18 protein-coding genes and 2 tRNA genes are annotated in these 16,572 nt (G+C 67.5%); 9 read left to right on the forward strand and 11 right to left on the reverse strand.

Annotated features, from left to right (window positions below):
• The first annotated feature begins 6 nt into the window (after window positions 1-6).
• Window positions 7-789 (forward strand): amino acid ABC transporter ATP-binding protein, encoded by a 783-nt coding sequence (locus J2851_RS22370; protein WP_281416073.1) that lies wholly within the window; start codon window positions 7-9, stop codon window positions 787-789.
• Window positions 790-919: 130 nt separating this feature from the next.
• Window positions 920-2,008 (forward strand): pyridoxal phosphate-dependent aminotransferase, encoded by a 1,089-nt coding sequence (locus tag J2851_RS22375; protein WP_209769008.1) that lies wholly within the window; start codon window positions 920-922, stop codon window positions 2,006-2,008.
• Window positions 2,009-2,015: 7 nt separating this feature from the next.
• Here J2851_RS22375 and J2851_RS22380 read toward each other — a convergent pair whose 3' ends face one another.
• From J2851_RS22380 to J2851_RS22415, 8 genes are all read right to left on the reverse strand, one after another.
• On the reverse strand, window positions 2,016-2,930 hold the full coding sequence (locus J2851_RS22380; protein ID WP_209769010.1) for a DMT family transporter: 915 nt from the start codon (window positions 2,928-2,930) through the stop codon (window positions 2,016-2,018).
• A gap of 90 nt (window positions 2,931-3,020) precedes the next feature.
• On the reverse strand, window positions 3,021-3,653 hold the full coding sequence (locus tag J2851_RS22385; protein WP_209769011.1) for a GNAT family N-acetyltransferase: 633 nt from the start codon (window positions 3,651-3,653) through the stop codon (window positions 3,021-3,023).
• Entirely contained in the window at window positions 3,629-4,081 is a 453-nt protein-coding gene (locus tag J2851_RS22390; protein WP_209769012.1) for a GNAT family acetyltransferase, read from the reverse strand. Before J2851_RS22390 ends, J2851_RS22385 begins: the two co-directional genes overlap by 25 nt.
• Before the next feature lie 2 nt (window positions 4,082-4,083).
• Window positions 4,084-4,956, reverse strand: a complete 873-nt coding sequence (sseA, locus tag J2851_RS22395; RefSeq protein ID WP_209769013.1) for a 3-mercaptopyruvate sulfurtransferase — start codon at window positions 4,954-4,956, stop codon at window positions 4,084-4,086.
• Between the two features lie 27 nt (window positions 4,957-4,983).
• Complete coding sequence (locus tag J2851_RS22400; protein WP_209769014.1) at window positions 4,984-5,691, reverse strand: alanyl-tRNA editing protein; 708 nt, start codon at window positions 5,689-5,691, stop codon at window positions 4,984-4,986.
• Between the two features lie 26 nt (window positions 5,692-5,717).
• On the reverse strand, window positions 5,718-6,722 hold the full coding sequence (locus J2851_RS22405; RefSeq protein ID WP_209769015.1) for a cysteine synthase A: 1,005 nt from the start codon (window positions 6,720-6,722) through the stop codon (window positions 5,718-5,720).
• A gap of 118 nt (window positions 6,723-6,840) precedes the next feature.
• Complete coding sequence (locus J2851_RS22410) at window positions 6,841-7,467, reverse strand: NUDIX domain-containing protein (RefSeq protein ID WP_209769016.1); 627 nt, start codon at window positions 7,465-7,467, stop codon at window positions 6,841-6,843.
• An 88-nt stretch (window positions 7,468-7,555) separates the two neighbouring features.
• Window positions 7,556-8,581, reverse strand: coding sequence for a S1C family serine protease (locus J2851_RS22415; protein ID WP_209769017.1), 1,026 nt, complete (start codon window positions 8,579-8,581; stop codon window positions 7,556-7,558).
• 188 nt (window positions 8,582-8,769) lie between these two features.
• Here J2851_RS22415 and J2851_RS22420 point away from each other — a divergent pair, with 188 nt between their 5' ends.
• A complete protein-coding gene (locus J2851_RS22420; protein ID WP_209769018.1) occupies window positions 8,770-8,946 on the forward strand; it encodes a hypothetical protein in 177 nt (58 codons plus the stop codon).
• A gap of 156 nt (window positions 8,947-9,102) precedes the next feature.
• A complete protein-coding gene (locus J2851_RS22425; RefSeq protein WP_209769019.1) occupies window positions 9,103-9,339 on the forward strand; it encodes a hypothetical protein in 237 nt (78 codons plus the stop codon).
• A 32-nt stretch (window positions 9,340-9,371) separates the two neighbouring features.
• Here the strand turns inward: J2851_RS22425 and J2851_RS22430 are convergent, their stop codons facing one another.
• From J2851_RS22430 to J2851_RS22440, 3 genes are all read right to left on the reverse strand, one after another.
• Window positions 9,372-9,596 (reverse strand): hypothetical protein, encoded by a 225-nt coding sequence (locus J2851_RS22430; protein WP_209769020.1) that lies wholly within the window; start codon window positions 9,594-9,596, stop codon window positions 9,372-9,374.
• Window positions 9,597-9,782: 186 nt separating this feature from the next.
• Window positions 9,783-9,858 (reverse strand) — tRNA-Asn (locus tag J2851_RS22435).
• A gap of 189 nt (window positions 9,859-10,047) precedes the next feature.
• Window positions 10,048-10,121, reverse strand: a tRNA-Cys gene (locus J2851_RS22440).
• A gap of 213 nt (window positions 10,122-10,334) precedes the next feature.
• Here J2851_RS22440 and J2851_RS22445 point away from each other — a divergent pair.
• From J2851_RS22445 to J2851_RS22465, 5 genes are all read left to right on the forward strand, one after another.
• A complete protein-coding gene (locus J2851_RS22445; RefSeq protein ID WP_209769021.1) occupies window positions 10,335-10,991 on the forward strand; it encodes a protein-L-isoaspartate O-methyltransferase family protein in 657 nt (218 codons plus the stop codon).
• A 94-nt stretch (window positions 10,992-11,085) separates the two neighbouring features.
• Window positions 11,086-11,412, forward strand: a complete 327-nt coding sequence (locus J2851_RS22450) for a rhodanese-like domain-containing protein (RefSeq protein ID WP_209769022.1) — start codon at window positions 11,086-11,088, stop codon at window positions 11,410-11,412.
• 2 nt (window positions 11,413-11,414) lie between these two features.
• Complete coding sequence (locus J2851_RS22455) at window positions 11,415-12,824, forward strand: TolC family outer membrane protein (protein WP_209769023.1); 1,410 nt, start codon at window positions 11,415-11,417, stop codon at window positions 12,822-12,824.
• Window positions 12,825-12,921: 97 nt separating this feature from the next.
• Complete coding sequence (locus tag J2851_RS22460) at window positions 12,922-13,623, forward strand: DUF2497 domain-containing protein (RefSeq protein WP_209769024.1); 702 nt, start codon at window positions 12,922-12,924, stop codon at window positions 13,621-13,623.
• 57 nt (window positions 13,624-13,680) lie between these two features.
• On the forward strand, window positions 13,681-16,332 hold the full coding sequence (locus J2851_RS22465; RefSeq protein WP_209769025.1) for a valine--tRNA ligase: 2,652 nt from the start codon (window positions 13,681-13,683) through the stop codon (window positions 16,330-16,332).
• Window positions 16,333-16,572: the final 240 nt, after the last annotated feature.

Below are 16,572 nucleotides of genomic sequence, written 5' to 3' on the forward strand. Positions count from 1 at the left end.
TTAGACATGAGCATGGCCGAAGCCGTGAGCACCAAGCGCACCTTCCCGGCGGGCGGGGAAGTCATCCGGTGCCAGGACGTGCACAAGTGGTACGGAGAGTTCCACGTCCTGCGGAACATCAACCTGTCGGTCCAGAAGGGCGAGCGCATCGTCATCTGCGGCCCGTCGGGGTCCGGCAAGTCCACGCTGATCCGTTGCCTGAACCGGCTGGAGGAGCACCAGAAGGGCAACATCATCGTCGACGGCATCGAGCTGACCGGCAACCTGAAGAACATCGAGCTGGTCCGCCGCGAAGTCGGCATGGTGTTCCAGCACTTCAACCTGTTCCCGCACCTGACGGTGCTGGAGAACTGCACCCTGGCGCCGATCTGGGTCCGCAAGAAGCCGAAGGCGGAGGCGGAAGAACTGGCGATGAAGTACCTGAAGCGGGTGCGCATCGCCGAGCAGGCGCACAAGTACCCCGGCCAACTCTCCGGCGGCCAGCAGCAGCGCGTCGCCATCGCCCGGTCGCTCTGCATGAACCCGAAAGTCATGCTGTTCGACGAGCCGACCTCCGCGCTGGACCCGGAGATGGTGAAGGAGGTGCTGGACGTCATGATCGGCTTGGCCGAGGACGGCATGACCATGCTCTGCGTCACGCACGAGATGGGCTTCGCCAAGTCGGTCGCCGACCGCGTCATCTTCATGGACCGCGGCGAGATCGTCGAGCAGAACACGCCGAACGAGTTCTTCAACAGCCCGCAGTCCGACCGCACCAAGCTGTTCCTCAGCCAGATCCTGAACCATTGATCGCGATACGCCGCTGATCGCGGCGCGGTAAACCGGCGCAACCCGCACTGAGCACTGGCGGGTTGCGCCGTTTTCCGGTTGAATGCGGCCCGTTCGTGCTTTCGATGCGTTGCACAACGGAGACCGCGTCATGGAGCTGCTGAGCCCACGTCCCGGCATTGGGCAGATTAAGCCCTACCGGCCCGCCCGCCCGCCGCAGGACGGGGGTGCTGCCTGGGTCGATCTGTCCTTGACGGTGAATCCGCTGGGACCGGGCCAGAAGGCTCTCCACGCGTACCGGCACGCCGCCGGGCAGATCCACCGCTACCCGGATTGGGCGCAGGACCAGCTTCGCCGGGCCATCGGCCAGCGCTACGACATCAATCCCCACCGCATCACCTGCGCCGCCGGGTCCGACGAGATGATCCACCTCGTCACACAGGCCTTTGCCGGGCCGGGCGACGAGGTGCTGTGCCACGAGCACGGCTACCGCGGCTTCATGAAGGCCATCCGCGCCGCCGGCGCCACGCCGGTCATCGCGGCGGAGCGCGATCTCGTGGTGGACGTGGAGGCGATGATCGACCGGGCGAACGCGAAGACGAAGATCTGCTTCCTCGCCAACCCGAACAACCCCACAGGCACCTACATTCCGACCGAGGCCGTGCAGCGCCTGCGCGCCGGCCTGCCGCCACACACGCTTCTGGTGCTCGATTCGGCCTACGCCGATTATTGCCGGCGCGACAACTACAGCGACGGCACCGAGGTGGTGGAGAACTGCGACAACGTGCTGATGGTCCGCACCTTCTCCAAAATGCACGGGCTCGCCGGGCTGCGGGTCGGCTGGGCCTACGGTCCGGCCGCGGTCATCGAGGCGATCAATCAGGCGCGCGGTCCCTTCAACGTCAGCATCGCCGCCCAGGCCGCCGCCGCTGCCGCCGTGCTCGACACGGAGCATGAGGAGGCGACCTACGCCCACAACAGCGCGTGGCTGCCCTGGCTGAGCCATGAGCTGGAGCAGGTGGGCGTGCGGGTCTACCCCAGCGTCTGCAACTTCATCCTGGCGCGCATCCCCACCGACCCGTCGCTCGGCGTGCAGGCCGTCCTGGATCATCTGGCTCGGCGGGGGATCCTGGTGAAGCCGGTGCACGACTACGGGCTGATCGACTGCCTGCGCATCACCGTAGGCCGGGAGGAGGAGAACCGCGCACTGGTTGCGGCTCTCGGCGAAATCCTCAGCTGAGGGGGCTTCAGGGCTTGCCGCTCACCGGGACCGGCACCGGGCCGGGTTCGGGGGCAGGATTTGTCTCGGCCGTGTGGTGCACCGCCTGTTCGCGCGCGAAGATGAACAAGCCCGAGCCCACCACGATGGTGATGCCGACCAGCGACCAGACGTCCGGCCATTCGTCGAAGAAGGCCGCCCCGATCGCCAGCGCCCAGAGGATCTGGCTGTACTGCGCGGCGCCGACCCGCTCCGCCGGAGCGTAGGTCGCGGCCAGAGTGAACAGGGCCTGGGCGGCGAAGGTCGTCACGGCGAAGGACAGGGCGAGGACCCACTGGGTGGGCGTCGGCCAGGTGAAGTTCGGCACCATCAGCACGCCGGACAGCAGGGCGGTGGACAGGAAGACCGTCCCGATCAGCGTGAAGCGCCGCTCCGTCTGTCCCATCATCCGGCCGGTGATGACGGTCGCGGCCGAGGCGAAGGCGCAGCCGATCGCCGCGAAATGGCCGGGCAGCAATTCGCGGAACCCCGGGCGCGCCACGATCAGCACGCCCACGAACGCCGCGCAGACCGCCAGCCGGCGGCGCCAGCGCACCGGTTCCTTCAGCACCAGGATGGACATCACCGTCACGAGGCTGGGCATCAGGAACAGCAGCGCGAAGGCCTCCGCAAAGGGCAGGCTGCGGAAGGACATGACGCTGAGCGGAGTCGAGATGGCCACGAACAGCAGCCGCAGCGCCATCAGCCAGGGCCGCTTCCACCGGAACAGATGGTCGAGCCGGTCACCCTTCCTCATGAAGACGGGCGAGAGGAGGAACGGCAGGAGATAGCCGATGAAGGTCACCTCGAAGGGGTCGAGCCCATGCCCGATCGCCTTCACCACGGCGTCGCCCCAGGCGAAGACCGCAAAGGCCAGGAAGGCGAACAGGGTACCTTTGAGCATGAGGAGCGATCCAAGAAAAGAGCACGCCACGCCGCCCGCCTTGCGGGGCCGCGCGGATGAACGATCGATACTCGGCCGATGGGACGAACGCTACTCGATGATCGGGATGTGCGGGGCAGCCGTGCGCGGCAGCCATCCCTGAAGGCGCGGATCCCGAATCTCGCGCGTCACATGGCGCACCGGAACGAACCCCATGGACTGGTAGAGCGGCAGAGCCTTCGGGTGGTCGAAGGTGCAGGTGTTGACCAGCAGGCGCTTCGTGTTGCCCTGCCAAGCCAGGCGAATCGCCGTGTCGAGCAGCCAGGGGCCGAGCTTCAGGCCAATGAAATCCGGAATGAGGCCGAAATAGGCGAGGTCGGTGTCGGCCTCCCGCCGGTCGATCTCGGCAAAGCCGGCGGGGGCTCCGTTCACGTACAGCACCCACACCTCGACGCGCGGGTCGGTGACGACGCGGCCGAGGTCCGGCATGGGCATGCGCCGGCGTTCGTGCCACAGCCAGGGCTCGCCCACGGTGTCGTAGAGATAGCGGTAGAAGGACGCCGTCGGCGGATTCGCCCGCACCAGCGCCACGTCGCCAGCCGGCCGCGGCAGCGGCGCGTGGGTCGGCGGAGCGGTCATCTCCAGGTAGGTGACGATGACCGACAGGCAGCCGGGCGGGACCGCGACGGGAATCCGCGAGGAGGCCAGGGACGACGGCGTCAGGGAGAAGGTGTCTTTAGCCATTTCTGCATCATGGTAACGGGCGACGCGGCGTAGCCCAGCCGCTCGTAGAAGGCCATCACCCTGCGGTTCGTCTCGCGCACAAGCAACTGCGCTTTGGGCATGCCTGCATCCGCCAGCCAGCGCTCCGCCGCCGCGACCATGGCGGCGCCATAGCCGCGGCCCCGGCAGGCCGGGTCGACCGCCAGGTAATAGAACCAGCCGCGGTGCCCGTCGTGCCCCACCATGACAGAGGACACGAGCCGGTCATCCTCCGTGCCCACCAGGATGGTCGAACTCGGCCTGGACAGGGCCAGGGCGATGTCCGCCGCCGGATCGTTCCAGGGAACCAGCAAGCCGCAAGCGTCCCACAGAGCGACGACGGCGTCCTGGTCGCCCTCGGCGAACGGGCGGATGGTCCAACCGGCTGGCCAGTCTGCCGGCGCGGTCATGGTCAGCGCGCCGCCGGTCCGGTTTCCAGCGGCAGGTCCGGACGGAGCCCCCATTCCGCCCAGGAGCCGTCATAGACCGCGACGTCGTCCTTGCCCGCCGCCGCGAGGCCGAGCGCGATCACGCAGGCGGTGACCCCGCTGCCGCAGGAGGCAACCACCGGGCGGCCGAGGTCGATGCCGGCGGCCTTGGCCCGCTCCGCGATCGCGTCGGCGGGAAGCAGCGTCTTGGACGACGGATCGATCAGCTCGTTGAAGGGCAGGTTCAGGCTGCCGGGGATGCGGCCGCTGCGGCGGCCCGGCCAGGGCTCCGTTACCGCGCCTTCGTATCGGTTGGCCGCACGGGCATCCACGACCTGATCGTCACGGCGGTCAATGTTGGCGAGCACGTCGTCCACACGGCGGAGCAACGCGGGCTGCAATTTGGCGACGAAGGATTTCGGAACCGGGGCGGCGGGCCCGGATGCCGTCTCGCGCCTCTCGCCGAGCCATTTCGGCAAGCCGCCGTCCAGGACGGCGACGCGGCTGTGCCCGAACAGACGGAACAGCCACCACACGCGGGCCGCCGCCGTGGCCATGCCAGCGCTGTCGTAGACCACCACCGTGTCGTCGTTCCCGACGCCCAGCGCCCCGGCCTTGGCGCCGAAGGTCGCCTCGTCCGGCACCATGTGCGGCAGCGGGTGGGTGTTGGGCTCGGCCACCTCGTCGATGTCGACGTACACGGCGCCGGGGATGTGGGTCTTCGCGAACTCGGCGCGGGGATCGCGATCGGATCCCGGCATGAACCAGGACGCGTCGAGGATGCGCAGGTCGGCGGCGCCCAGGTTGCGGCTGAGCCAGTCCGTGGACACGATCGGGCCGGGAAGCGATTCGGTCATGGCGCGGTCTTCCTCTCGATTCTTTCGTCAGTCCCTCAGCGCGACGACGACGCGCCGGTTCTGCTTGCCCTTGTTCTCGATCTTCAGGACGTCGAGCATACCGATCTCGCCCAGCCGCGCCACGTGCGTACCGCCGCAGGGCTGGCGGTCGACGCCGGCGATGTCCACCAGGCGCACGCGGCCATAGCCGCGGGGCGGCTTCACCGTCAGCGTGCGGATCAGCTCCGGGTTGGCGTCCAGCTCATCGTCGGTGATCCACAGGAAGCCGACCGGCGTGTCCGCGGCGATCAGGGCGTTCAGCGCTGCGGCGATGTCGTCCTTGTCCAGCGCCCCGGTGGGCAGGTTGAAGTCGACCCGGCTGCGCTCCGCGCCCACCTGCGCGCCGGTGATCGACGCGCCGGGCAGCACGGCGCAGACGAGGTGCAGCGCCGTGTGCATGCGCATGTGGCGGTGGCGCCGGTCCCAATCGATCTCCGCCTCAACCGGCGTGCCGGGGGCGGGCAGGGCGGCGCCGGGCTCCGGCACATGGACCACGTCGTCGATCCCGTCGCCCTTGACCGTGTCGACGATCCGCACCGCACCGTCCGCGTGGCGCAGCACGCCGGTGTCGCCCGGCTGCCCACCGCCGTTGGGGTAGAAGACCGTGCGGTCCAGGCGAATCCCCCGCTCATCCACCGACGCGACGACGGCGGAGCAGGACTTGGCGTAGGCGTCTTCGCGGAAGATCAGCTGCATGATTCCTCGGGGGGCCCTCGGGTGCGTCAGGAGTCCAGCCAGTCGGGCACGGGGAGATTCTTCTCACGCAGGAAGGCCGGATTGAAGAGCTTCGATTGGTACCGCTGCCCTCCGTCGCACAGGATCGTCACGATGGTGTGGCCCGGCCCCATTTCGCGGGCGATGCGGATGGCCGCCGCGACGTTGATGCCTGACGAGCCGCCGAGCACGAGGCCCTGCGTCTTGATCAGGTCGAAGATGACCGGCAGAGCTTCCTCGTCGGTGACCTGGATCGCCTGGTCGACCGGCGCGCCTTCCAGGTTCGCGGTGATGCGGCCCTGGCCGATTCCTTCGGTGATCGAGCTGCCCTCGGCCTTCAGCGCTCCATGGGCGTAGAAATTGTAGAGCGAGGCGCCCATCGGGTCGGCCAGGACGATGCGGACGTTCGGGTCGCGCTCCTTCAGCGCAAGCCCGACACCGGCCAGCGTGCCGCCGCTGCCCACCGCGCAGGTGAAGGCGTCGATCCGGCCTTCCGTCTGGAACCAGATTTCCGGCCCGGTGGTCAGGCGGTGCCCTTCGCGGTTGGCGACGTTGTCGAACTGGTTGGCCCAGACGGCGCCGTTCGGCTCCGTCTTCGCCAACTCCTCGGCCAGGCGGCCGGAGTAGCGGACGTAGTTGTCGGGGTTGGAATAGGGGACCGCGGGAACCAGGCGAAGGTCGGCGCCGACCAGGCGCAGCATGTCCTTCTTCTCCTGGCTCTGCGTTTCCGGCATGACGATGACGGTGCGGTACCCCAGGGCGTTGCCGACCAGCGCCAGGCCGATGCCGGTGTTGCCTGCCGTGCCTTCCACGATGGTGCCGCCGGGGCGCAGAAGGCCCCGGCGTTCGGCGTCGCGGACGATGGCCAGGGCCGCGCGGTCCTTCACCGATCCGCCAGGGTTCAGGAACTCCGCCTTGCCAAGGATCTCGCATCCCGTGGCCTTCGATGGGCCTTCCAGCCGAATCAGCGGCGTGTTGCCGATCGAGCCGATGAAGCCGGTGCGGATGTCCACGGAGTCTCTCCCGAGTCGAATGAAAATCTCCACAACACTATCGGCACCCCGTTCGGGGAATTCAAGCAGACCTCGTGAAATGCAGCATTGAACAAAGTCGTGCTGTAAATTCCGGGACTTATACCCGCCGCCATTGCGCGCGCAGACGCTCGCGGTGGCGGGCGAACCAGCCCAGCGCGATGATGGCAATCGAGTTGTTCAGCCGGTTTTCGTCGAGCAGGCGGATGGACTCGTCCGCGGGCACGACGCTGATGCGGATGTCCTCGTGCTCCTCCTCCAGGCCTCCGATGCCGCCGATGCCGCCCGAGTCCACGCGGCCGCAGAAGACGGTGACGTGCTCGTCATAGGCGCCGGGGCTGGGGAAGTAGTCGCAGATCGTCTCGATCTCCTGCACGGTGCAGCCGGCCTCCTCCCGGGCCTCGCGCCGCGCCACGTCTTCGGGCGTTTCGCCCTCGTCCAGCAGGCCGGCGACGATCTCGGTCAGCCATGCCGGACCTCCGGCCGCGGCGGCAGCGACCCGGAACTGCTCGATCAGCACGACGCTGTCGCGGTCGGGGTCGTAGAGCAGCACACCGACGGCCTGCCCGCGGACGCAGACCTCCCGCGGGGGCAGCAGGTCGGTCCAGCCTCCGTCGAACTTCTTGTGACGCAGGCGGTAGACGTCGATCTGGAGATAGCCGTCGTAGGCGGTCTTCTTCTCAACGACGTCGATGTCCGGGTGGTTGCCGATTCCCCGATCACTCATGGGCGCTCGTCTCCTTGGCGCGGTCTGCGGCTGGTCGAGCCAAGGATGTAGCGCATCAATCGGTGATGGGCGAGCAGCCGTGGCTGCGTCAGAACGTCGGATTGAGCTTCAGCGTCCGATACCGGTCGACCGACCGAACGGTGACGGGTTCAAGCTTCGGGCCGCGCATCACCTCCAGCGGGACGGCGACGCCCGCCGGACCGAGGCCCCAAAGCTTTCGGTAGAAGTCGGCGAGGCTGGAGAAGCGTTGCCCGCCCACCCCGACGATCTGGTCGCCGGCCTTCACCCCGGCCGATTCGGCTGGGCTCTGCGGAGTGACCCGTTCGACCAGCAAGCGGCCTTGCTCCTCGCGCAGGGTCACGCCCAGCCAGGGGCGAGGCGGGTCCTGCCGGCGCCCGTAGGCCAGGAGATCGGACAGAATCGGCTTCAGCGCGGACACCGGCACGAACATGTTGCCGGCCACCGCCGCGTGCCCGGGCATGGCGTCGCGCACGATCAGCGAACCGACGCCGACCAGCTGGCCCTTGCGGTCAACCAGCGCGGCGCCGTTGAAGCCGGCGATGGGCGGGCTGGTGAAGATCGCCTCGTCCAGCAGATATTCCCAATAGCCGGCGAACTCCCGCTTGCCCACGACCAGCACCGGCTGGGCCGGCTGCGGACCGTGCCGGCTCAGGATCAGCGCGGCATCGCCTTCCTTCAGCGACTCCGAATCGCCGATCCGCATGGGGGACGCGGCGAAGTCCAGGCCGGCGCGGACGAGCCCGAATCCGGTCGACTGGTCGTAGGCGACCAATTCGGCTGGATATCCGCGGCCATCGCCGGCGGTGACCTGGATTTGCGCCGCCTCCACGACCGTGTAGCCGATGGTGAGGATCAGGCCGGATCCGTCGATGACCACACCGGTGCCCTCCCGCTCGGTCCCGAGGGTTTGGGCGCTCTGCGCGTCGGGGAGGATGGTGGCGTTGATCCGCACGACGGCGCGGGCCAGCGCTTCCGCGTTCAACTCGTCCGCCAAGGCCGGCGACGTTGCCCCGATGACCAGCTCCGGACCGGCGAGAAGGGCTCCGGCTAGGAGTGCCATGGACCAGGAGATGCGGCGCCAGCGACCCGTCATGCGTCCCTCCTTCACCGGGATCCGAGTCGGGCCGGACGGCCGTCACGCGGTCCACAGGAATGAGATGAGAGCGGGAACGCCGCCATCAAGTGGGGCCATCAAGTGGAGATCGCACCGGAACGTCTAGAAATGAAACCAGCGGCCCCTCGCCGGTGTTACCCGGGACTGAGACAACGGAGGAAGCCGACATGCCCATCAACAACGAACGCGACCTCGAAAGGGCCGTCGAGGAGTTCCAGCGCCTGTCCGACGCGCCGGCCGGCTCGCCGGACGAAAGGCGCCGCCGTGAATTGGACGCGGAAATCAAGGCCTTCTACGTCCAGAACATGGATGAGCTGCGCGTCGCCAAGCCCCGGCACGAGTAACCGCGCGTTCCGCTGACGCCGGGCCAGGGAACCGGACCCTGGAACCGGACATGTGGCCATTTCTCCATCGACGCGGGGGCGCCGGCTGGCCGACACTGGCGACGTTGCGCGCCGGCCGCTCAGCCGGCGCCGCTTGTTCAGGAGAGCGCCCCCGCGATGAAGCGAATCGACAGTTGCTACACGTGCCTGTTCTGGGAAGGGCAGGGGATCCGCCAGCGCGGCCCGAAGGGGTTGTGCCGGCGCTTCCCGCCCGTCGTGACCCCCCGCGACCCGGAAGGCCGGTTCCCGATCACGCTGTCCACCGATTGGTGCGGCGAGTGGAAGCGGGACATCGGCGAGCCGGTGGGCGACTCAGCGGACGACCGCATCATCTACGACGACCAGGACGCCTGAACGGTCAGTAAGGATGTGGCGCCTGCCCTCCGTCAGCGGGGCAGTGGCGCCATCACCATCGTGCGCCGGCTTTCCAAAAGAAGGAATTCGCCGCCCACCTGCGTCTGACGCCGGTCCGCCTCCAGGATCGCCACGACGACGATCATGACGACCAAAACGACGAGCATGGCGCTGACGGCACCCCAGTTGCCGTCCGGTCCGTTGGCCGGTCCGTTGGCCGGCCCATTGGAATGAGTGTGTTCGTCCTGAAGTGTCACGGGCCCCTCCGCCGCCATACACGCCCAGGTACCGAAGTCGACAGCCCTGTGAATGTATGTGGGTATGGGGCAGGGGAGCCGCATCCGACGGCCGGACAGTGCGGCCTGATCTTTCGGCCCACGCCGATCGGAGTATGAGAAAAGCAAAAAGGCCAAGTTCCGCAAAGGAACTTGGCCTTTTCAAAGTGGCTCCCGGTGCTGGACTCGAACCAGCGACACGCGGATTAACAGTCCGCTGCTCTACCGACTGAGCTAACCGGGATCAGTCGCGCCGTTGTCGGCGTGGGCGGCGTTATAGCGAACCCTCGGACGCTTGCCAAGCCTTTTGATGACAAAAAATGCGGATCGATTTTTCATCGCCGGAGCGGACCGTGAAGACGCGAAAACGCGCCGCTGCAGGTGATGCCTGCACGGCGAAGACACGTCGACGGATCGTTCAAGGAAAGAAGGATGGAGGCACGGGCCGGAATCGAACCGGCATTGACGGATTTGCAGTCCGCTGCATCACCACTCTGCCACCGCGCCATCCTTGTTGGCACCCCGTGAAAGGGCGCCGCAGCGTGGGAGCGGACGTATACTGCGCTTCGCAGGGGCGGTCAAGCGCCTTGCTGCGATCCAGCCAGGATCCCGTGTAGCGTTGTGTTCATGCCGCTTTGAAGATATATACGCGACAAGGCAACGGAGCCGTCCCGCATGGCTTGGTGCCGGGCCCATCCACCAAATCAATAAGCGACCGCCATGTCAGAATACGCCGCCGCCCGTCTCAACATGGTCGAGGGGCAGATTCGCCCGAACAAGGTCACCGACCACCGCTTGGTCGAAGCCATGCTCGACATCCCGCGTGAGGTGTTCGTGCCGCAGGCGGCGCGGGGCATCGCTTATGTGGATGAAGACATCGCCATCGGTGGCGGCCGCTATCTGATGGAGCCGATGGTGTTCGCCCGCATGCTCCAGGAAGTGGGCGTGGAGGAGACCGACGTCGTCCTCGACATCGGCTGCGCCACCGGCTACTCGACCGCCGTGCTGGCGCGGCTGGCCGCGACCGTGGTCGGCGTCGAGTCGGACGCCTCCCTTGCGCAGCGTGCCGGCGAGGCGCTCGCCGAGGTCGGCGCGGTCAACGCAACCGTCGTGACCGGCCCGCTCACCGAGGGGCACGCCGCCAAGGCGCCCTACGACGTCATCGTCTTCGAAGGCCTCGTCGCCGAGGTGCCGGAAGCGATCACCGCGCAGCTGGCCGACGGCGGCCGGCTCATCGCGACGGTCATGGGCGATCGCGGGGTGGGCGAGGTGAAGCTCTACCAGCGCATCGGCGGCGTCGTGTCGGGCCGGATCCTGTTCGAGGCGCATTCGCGCCCGTTGCCTGGATTCGAGGCAAAACCCAAGTTCGTTTTCTAAACCACGTTTTTCATTCTAAGATCATCACGTTTGTAACCGATCACCTCGCCTTGCAACGGCCGCGTCACGGCGGCACGCAGCGGAGAACCGACCCATGCCGGCGCCGATTGAGATGGAGGTCGAAGACCTCGACCGAATCCGCAAATCCGGAGGAGACCCGCTGGTGCTCGACGTTCGCGAGCCCCATGAAGTGGCCATCTGCGCAATCCCCGACAGCCTGCACGTCCCCATGGGCTCCGTGCCGCGGCGGGTCGGGGAACTGCCGACGGATCGCGACATCGTGGTCGTATGCCACCATGGGGGCCGGAGCGCGCAGGTGACCATGTGGTTGCGTTCCCAGGGGTTCGACCGCGCCAGCAATCTGAGCGGCGGTGTCGACGCCTGGGCGCGCCGAATCGACCCGAACATGAAGGTCTACTGAACATGACTGTGCGAAGCCGTTTCGCGCGCCATTTGCTGACGACGACCCTGACCCTGGGCGTCTTGTTCGCGGGTGCCATGGAAAGCGCATCCGCCCAGACGCTCCAGGAGGCGCTCGCCCAGGCTTACGCCAGCAACCCGGCGCTCGGCGCCCAGCGCGCACGCCAGCGGGCGGTCGACGAAAGCGTTCCGCAGGCGCTTTCCGGCTATCGTCCGACCGTCCGGGCGACCGCCAACGTCGGTCGCAACATCACGAGCCAGGATGTCTACAGCCGGGCGGCGGGCGCGTCCCAGACGATCGGAACGCAGGTCAACCCGAAATCCGTAGGTCTTAGCGCGACCCAGCCGCTCTACGATGCCACGGTAGGCCCCGCGGTCCGCCGGGCCGAGCGCACCGTCGAAGCCCAGCGCGCCAACACCCTTGCCACGGAACAGCAGACGCTGCTCACCGCCGCGACCGCCTACCTGGACGTGGTCCAGAACCAGGCGCTCCTGCAGCTCCAGGCGAACAACGAGCAGGTGCTGCGCCGTCAGCTCGACGCCGCCCGCGACCGCTTCCGCGTCGGCGAGTACACCCGCACCGACGTCAGCCAGTCCGAATCGCGTCTGGCCGCCTCGATCGCCTCGCGCATCTCCGCCGAAGGCACCCTCCAGGCGTCGCGCGCCGCCTACGAGCGCACCATCGGCTCGATGCCCGGCAATCTCAAGGCGCCCAAGCCGAACTTCAAGCTGCCGGCCACCCTGGACGAGGTGGTCGAGATGGCGCGGTCGAACAACCCGTCGGTCCTCGCCGCATCCTACACCGAGCAGGCGCAGCGCGAAGCGGTCGACCAGCAGTTCGGCCGGCTGCTGCCGTCGGCCAACCTGTCGGCGCAGGCCCAGCGCTCGTGGGATGCCTCGACGTCGAGCGGAATCGACACGCGCCGGCTGGACAGCGCCCAGTTCACCGCCCAGGTGACGATCCCGCTGTACCAGGCCGGCCTTCCTGAGGCGCTGACCCGCGAGGCGAAGCACACCGCGAATCAGGCGCGTCTGCAGATCGAGGACGCGCGGGCCCAGTCCGTGCAGTCGGCGATCAGCGCGTGGCAGGGCCTCCAGGCCGCCCGCGCCAGCATCGAATCGTTCAATTCGCAGATCCGCGCGGCGGAAATCGCGTTGGAAGGCGTGCGCCAGGAAGCGCAGGTCGGTTCGCGCACCGTGCTCGACGTGCTGAACCAGGAGCAGGAGCTGCTCAACGCCCGCGTGAACCTCGTGCAGGCACAGCGCAACGAAATGGTCCAGGCCTTCACCGTCCTGGGCGCGATCGGACAGTTGACCGCACGGCAGCTCAGCCTTCCGGTCCAGTACTACAATCCGGACACGCATTACCAGCAGGTGCGGAACAAGTGGACCGGCACCGGCGTGCCGGAGTGATGGAAGCGGCCCGCCCCGGCGGGCCGTTTTTGTCTGGTGGCTTTTTACCGGAGCCTGCCCTAGTGTCCGCACAGGATGACGTCCCGGATTTGCCACGATGAGCGATAAAGGCCAGCAAGAACCGTCGATGGAGGAGATCCTCGCCTCCATCCGCCGCATCATCTCCGAGGACGGCGAACCGGCGAAGGCGGAAGCGGCACCACCCCCACCGCCTCCTCCTCCGCCGCCACCCCCACCTCCTCCACCGCCGCCCCCGCCGCCTCCGCTTCCGGAAGAGGACGACGTCCTCGAACTGACGCAGATGGTCCGCGACGACGGGTCGGTGGTGGACGTGGATGAGTCCGACCTCGAACCCGACCCGTGGCGCGATGAACCGGCCTTTCCGGAACCTCTTGCCGTTCCGGAGCCGGATTTCCACGACGATGAGCCTGAGCCGCCGCCCCCGCCGCCTCCGCGCCCGGCCGCGCGCCGTCCGGTCCCGAGTTTCGACGATTTCGAGGACGACGAGCCGCCGCCGCCGCCGCGCCACCGCCCGCGCGCGCAGGACATCGACGACGGCTTGATCTCCCGCCGGGTCGCGGAGGAGTCGTCGCACCATTTCACGCATCTGGCGCGCCAGCTCGGCGACGACCTGTCCATCGGCCCGATGCCGGTCGGCGTTCGGACCGTGGAGGAAGTGGTCCGCGAGCTGTTGAAGCCGCTGCTGAAGGAATGGCTGGACGAAAACCTGCCGACCATCGTCGAGCGGCTCGTGCAGCAGGAGATCGACCGGATGATCCGGCGGTCCCAGAAATTCTAGAGGGCGATCCGCCCAGCCCTATTTTCCGGTCAAGATCGTAAGCGAAAGTTCCTGGTGATGTTGGAAAAGACGTATCGCCCCGCCGAGGTCGAGGAAAAGCACTACCGTCTGTGGGAAGAGTCCGGCGCCTTCGCGGCGAACACCGAATCGAACGGCGCGCCCTACACGATCATGATGCCGCCGCCGAACGTGACCGGCAGCCTGCACATGGGGCACGCGCTGACCTTCACGCTCCAGGACGTGCTGATCCGCTACAACCGCATGCGCGGGCGCGACACGCTTTGGCAGCCGGGCACCGACCACGCCGGCATCGCGACGCAGATGGTGGTGGAACGCAATCTGGCCAAGGACGGCAAGACGCGCCACGACTTCGGCCGCGACGCCTTCATCGACAAGGTCTGGGAGTGGAAGGCCGAATCCGGCGGCACCATCACCCGCCAGCTCCGCCGCCTCGGCGCCTCGCCCGACTGGGCGAAGGAACGCTTCACCATGGACGAGGGGCTGAGCCGTGCCGTCCGCAAGGTGTTCGTGGAACTGCACAAGCAGGGGCTGATCTACAAGGACAAGCGGCTGGTCAACTGGGACCCGAAGCTGCACACGGCGATCTCCGACCTCGAGGTCGAGCAGAAGGAGATCAAGGGCAACCTCTGGCACTTCCGCTATCCGATTGAAGGCGAATCGGACCGCTTCATCGTCGTCGCGACCACGCGTCCGGAAACGATGCTGGGCGACACCGGCGTCGCCGTGCATCCGGAGGACGAGCGCTACAAGGACCTGATCGGCAAGCATGTGCTCCTGCCGCTGGTCGGCCGCCGCATCCCGATCGTCGGCGACGAGTATGCGGATCCGGAAACGGGCTCGGGTGCCGTGAAGATCACGCCGGCCCACGACTTCAACGACTTCGAGGTCGGGAAGCGCTGCGGGCTGGCCGCCATCAACATCATGGACCGCGACGCCCGCATCACCGGCGAGGACGTGCCGGAGGCCTACCGCGGCCTCGACCGCTACGAGGCGCGCAAGAAGGTCGTCGCGGAGCTGGAGGCGCTCGGCCTTCTAGAGAAGATCGAGCCGCACACGCACATGGTGCCGCACGGCGACCGCTCCGGCGTCGCCATCGAGCCCTGGCTGACCGACCAGTGGTACGTGGACGCGGCCACCCTGGCCAAGCCGGCCATCGAGGCGGTGGAGACCGGCAAGACCGTGTTCGTGCCCAAGCAGTGGGAGAACACCTACTTCGAGTGGATGCGCAACATACAGCCCTGGTGCATCAGCCGGCAGATCTGGTGGGGCCACCAAATTCCGGCCTGGTACGGTCCGGACGGGCACTTCTTCGTCGAGGAGACGGAGGAGGCGGCCGTCGCCGCGGCCAAGGCGCACTATGGCAAGGACGTCGAGCTGACGCGCGACCAGGACGTTCTGGACACCTGGTTCTCGTCGGCGCTCTGGCCCTTCTCCACGCTGGGCTGGCCGGACCAGACCCCGGAGCTGGCGCGCTATTATCCGACCGACGTCCTGGTCACCGGCTTCGACATCATCTTCTTCTGGGTCGCCCGGATGATGATGATGGGCCTGCACTTCATGAAGGACGTGCCCTTCCGGACGGTCTACATCCACGCCCTGGTCCGCGACGAGAAGGGCCAGAAGATGTCGAAGTCCAAGGGCAACGTCATCGACCCGCTGGAGCTGATCGACCAGTACGGCACCGACGCGCTGCGCTTCACCCTGACGGCGATGGCCGCCCAGGGCCGCGACATCAAGCTGGCGGTCAGCCGCGTGGAAGGCTACCGCAACTTTGCGACGAAGCTGTGGAACGCCGCGCGCTACACCCAGATGAACGGCGTGGCGCCCGTGGCCGGCTTCAAGCCGGTCGGCCTGACGCAGACGGTCAACCGCTGGATCGTCGGCGCACTCGCCGAGGCGGCGAAGAAGGTCGGCGAGTCGATCGAGGCCTACAAGTTCAACGAGGCCGCCAACACCGCCTACGCCTTCACCTGGGGCACCTTCTGCGACTGGTATCTGGAGTTCACCAAGCCGATCCTGAACGGCTCCGACGAGGCGGCGATCGCCGAGACGCGCGCCACGACGGCCTGGGTGCTGGACGAAATCCTGCACATGCTCCACCCGGTCATGCCCTACATCACGGAAGAGCTGTGGGAGCAGCTGTCGCCGGAGCGGGCCAACCGGCTGATCTCGTCCGAATGGCCGCAGCATGGCGCGGACCTGATCGACCCGGCCGCCCGTGACGAGATGGACTGGGTGGTGCGGCTGATCTCCTCGGTCCGCTCCATGCGGTCGGAGATGAACGTGCCGCCGGCGGCGCAGATCGACCTGAAGCTGAAGGACGCCGGTCCGGAGAGCCTGAAGCGGCTCGACACCCACCGCGACCTGATCCTGCGCATGGGCCGCCTCGCCGGCGCCGAGCCGCTGTCCGGCGCCGTGCCGAAGAGTGCGGTCCAGGCCGTGCTGGACGAGGCCACGCTGATCCTGCCGCTGGAAGGCATCGTGGACCTGGACAAGGAGCGCGGGCGCCTGACCAAGGAGATCGAAAAGCTCTCCGGCGAGATCAAGAAGATCGACGCCAAGCTCTCCAACGAGCAGTTCGTCGCCAAGGCGCCGGAAGAGGTGATTGAGGAACAGCGCGACCGCCGCGAGGCGGCCGAGCAGGCCCGCGACAAGCTGCAGAAGGCGCTGGAGATGCTGGCGGCGTGATGCCGCGCCGCCGGTTGACCCACTGATGAAGGAGGGCAGGGGCTTCGGCCACTGCCCTTTTTCTTTGGACCTGTGGACATCCCCGCGCCCGCGGTGTCATACCGGCGGCGCCTTCAGGCGCCGTCCGTATCACCGCTGCCCAGACTTCGTTGTGCGTTCTTTGTGTTGAGCATGCTTTGCGGGCATGATGGTCGCTGCGCGCGCATTCCGCTGCGAGGCTGAAGGGGGGCAGGGGGCCGC

Source organism: Azospirillum rugosum, from assembly GCF_017876155.1.
Classification (GTDB): Bacteria; Pseudomonadota; Alphaproteobacteria; order Azospirillales; family Azospirillaceae; genus Azospirillum; species Azospirillum rugosum.